2 protein-coding genes and 1 pseudogene are annotated in these 2,647 nt (G+C 72.5%); 2 read left to right on the plus strand and 1 reads right to left on the minus strand.

Annotation, left to right across the window (positions count from 1 at the left end; all coding sequences use genetic code 11):
• A pseudogene (locus AOK24_RS45150) lies at positions 1 to 208 on the plus strand (M16 family metallopeptidase); the annotation flags it as partial.
• A 23-nt stretch (positions 209 to 231) separates the two neighbouring features.
• Here the strand turns inward: AOK24_RS45150 and sigJ are convergent.
• Complete coding sequence (sigJ, locus tag AOK24_RS00005; RefSeq protein WP_055717934.1) at positions 232 to 1,143, minus strand: RNA polymerase sigma factor SigJ; 912 nt, start codon at positions 1,141 to 1,143, stop codon at positions 232 to 234.
• 170 nt (positions 1,144 to 1,313) lie between these two features.
• Here sigJ and AOK24_RS45155 point away from each other — a divergent pair, with 170 nt between their 5' ends.
• Positions 1,314 to 2,396, plus strand: a complete 1,083-nt coding sequence (locus AOK24_RS45155; protein WP_079056598.1) for an LUD domain-containing protein — start codon at positions 1,314 to 1,316, stop codon at positions 2,394 to 2,396.
• Positions 2,397 to 2,647 lie beyond the last annotated feature (251 nt).

The following is a 2,647-nucleotide window of genomic DNA, read 5'->3' on the forward strand; positions in this document are numbered from 1 at the left end:
CAGCTCCACACCCGGGAAGCCCACCCCCGGGTGGACCGCCGGCCTCTGGGCACTCGGCCTGATATCCGCCTTCTGGGCCCTCCTCGCCGTGATCATCACCACCGACAGCACCTCCACGACAGACGTCATCGTCACGGTCTGGATCATGTGGGCCCCGATGGCAGCGGGAACCCTGGCGCTGTACCAGGCACGACGCCTACGCCGCTGATCCCGGGACGCGTATCAGGGTCCTCACGGCACCTGCCACGGCGCCAGCTTGTCCGGGTTGCGTACCGCCCAGATGCGGGCGATCCGGTCGTCCGTGGTGAGTTCGAAGGCGAAGACCGTGTCGATGCGGCCGTCGGTTTCGACGGCCAGGCCGGGGAGGCCGTTGACGGTGCGTTCGTGGATCGTGCGGGGTGGGGAGAAGCGGGCGATGCGGAGGTAGAAGTGGGCGATCGGTTCGGCGCCTTCGAGGGGGAGGGGGTGGGCCATCGCTCGGCCGCCTCCGTCGGAGACCGCTGTCGCTCGGGGGTCCAGGAGGCGGATCAGGGCGTTGATGTCCTGTGACTCCCAGGCCGCCTTGAAACGGCGGACCACCCTCGCCTGGCGTTCCGCGCCGGGGTCCGTCGTCGCGCGCGCGGCGGTCGCGCGGCGGCGTGCCGAGGCCGCCAGCTGGCGGCAGGCCGCCGGGCTGCGGCCGACGATCTCGGCGACCTCGGTGAAGGGGTAGCGGAAGACGTCGTGGAGGACGAAGGCGACGCGTTCGGCGGGGGTCATGGACTCGAAGACGACGAGGAAGGCCATCGTCACCGACTCGTCGAGGGTGATCCGGTCGGCCGGGTCCGTGCCGGCCGACGTGCCGGAGAGCCACTCCGAGGGGTCCGGCAGCGGCTCCGGGAGCCACTCGCCGACGTACGTCTCGCGCCGGGCCCGCGCCGAGCCGAGCAGGTTGAGGCAGATACGGCCGGCGACCTTCGTCAGCCAGGCGCCGGGGGACCGGACGGCGTCCCGCTGGGCCGGGGGCATCGCGTACCAGCGGGCGTAGGTCTCCTGGACGACGTCCTCCGCGTCGGCGAGGGAGCCGAGCATCCGGTAGGCGAGGTTGAGGAGTTGACGCCGCTCGCGCATGACCGGGTCCAGCCGTGACGGTTCCGGTGTCATCCGTGCTCCCTCGTCCGCGTTGCCTCGTCCTTACGGCACGTACGACAGATCGGCGCGGCGGAATGTGAGGCCGCCGCCCTCGTACGTGGCCTGTCTCACATCCGCCTCACATCCGGCGTCCCCGCCTTGTCGTACCCGTCGACGCACCTTCCACAGAACGGGACCCGGACATGGACGACTTCCAGGCGATCGCCGACCGCGTCGAGATCGAGGCCCTGCGCGGCGAGTTCACCGACGCGGCGATGATGCGCGACCGCGCCCGCCTCGCGGCGCTCTTCACCCCCGACGGCGTACTGAGCATGCCGAACATCCCGGTCGAGTTCACCGGCCGCGAGGAGATCCGCGTCGGCGGCGAACGCCTCCAGGAGCAGTGGGACTTCTTCGTGCAGAACACCCACCCGGGCACGATCAGCCTCGACGGCGACACGGCGACGGGCCGCGCGTACCTGGAGGAGGTCGCGCGCGTCCTGGACGGCCGCTCGGGCCTGAACTTCGCGGTCTACCACGACACGTACCGGCGTACGCCGGAGGGCTGGAGGTTCGCCGAACGCGTCTACGAGGTCCGGTACCTCGACACGACCCCGCTGAAAGGCTCGGCACCGGGCGAAGGAGCGGCGGCGGAGTGGGCGGCTGCCGGGCAGGGGACCGGCTTCGGCGCACCGGCGTCCGCCGGACGGCTGGAGCGTACGGTCGAGGCGCTCCGCGCGAACGGCTTCACCGCCGAACTCCTCGACGACGCGGAGGCGGCCCGCGCCCGCGTCAAGGACCTGATCCCGCCGGGCGCGACCGTGTTCACCGGCGCCAGCGAGACCCTCCGCCTCTCCGGCATCACCCGGGACATCGAGGAGGGCGGCCACTGCGAGGCCATCAGGCCGCGCGTGGTGACGATGGACCGCACCACGGAGTCCGACCGGATACGCCGCCTGATCTCCACCCCGGACGTCTACATCGCCAGCGCCACGGCCGTCACCGAGACCGGCGCGCTCGTCATCGCCTCGGCCACCGGCAGCCAGCTCCCCGCCTCCGCCGGCGGCGCCGGCCGGTCCATCTGGATCATCGGCGCCCAAAAACTCGTCCCCGACCTGCCCACGGCCCTACGCCGAGCCAACCACCACGCCCTCCCCCTGGAAACAGCCCGCGCCCAGAGGACCTACGGCCAACCGAGCGCGGTCAACCGCCTACTGATCCTGAACACGGAACCCCATCCGGGCCGGGGCACGGTCCTGCTGCTACGAGAGGCGATCGGCTTCTGAGCCACTGGGCACGCCGAGGAACCTGCCGCAGGCCGACCCGCACGCCACGCCGCGTCTCGGGCTGGGCGGTCTTGACGCCGCGCTTCGTGCGCCGGGGTCTGGTGCCTTGCGCCGCGTCTCGCGCCGGGACGGCTCCACGGTTGGCGCGTCCCGCCGTCCTGCGCCCCATCCCCCCGCCGCGTCGGCACGTCACCGCTCGCTGCGGCCGAGGCCCCCTCCCACCCCCGCACGGCCTCCTCCGCCGCGCCGCC

Origin of the sequence: Streptomyces niveiscabiei (assembly GCF_001419795.1) — a bacterium.
Lineage (GTDB): Bacteria > Actinomycetota > Actinomycetes > Streptomycetales > Streptomycetaceae > Streptomyces > Streptomyces niveiscabiei.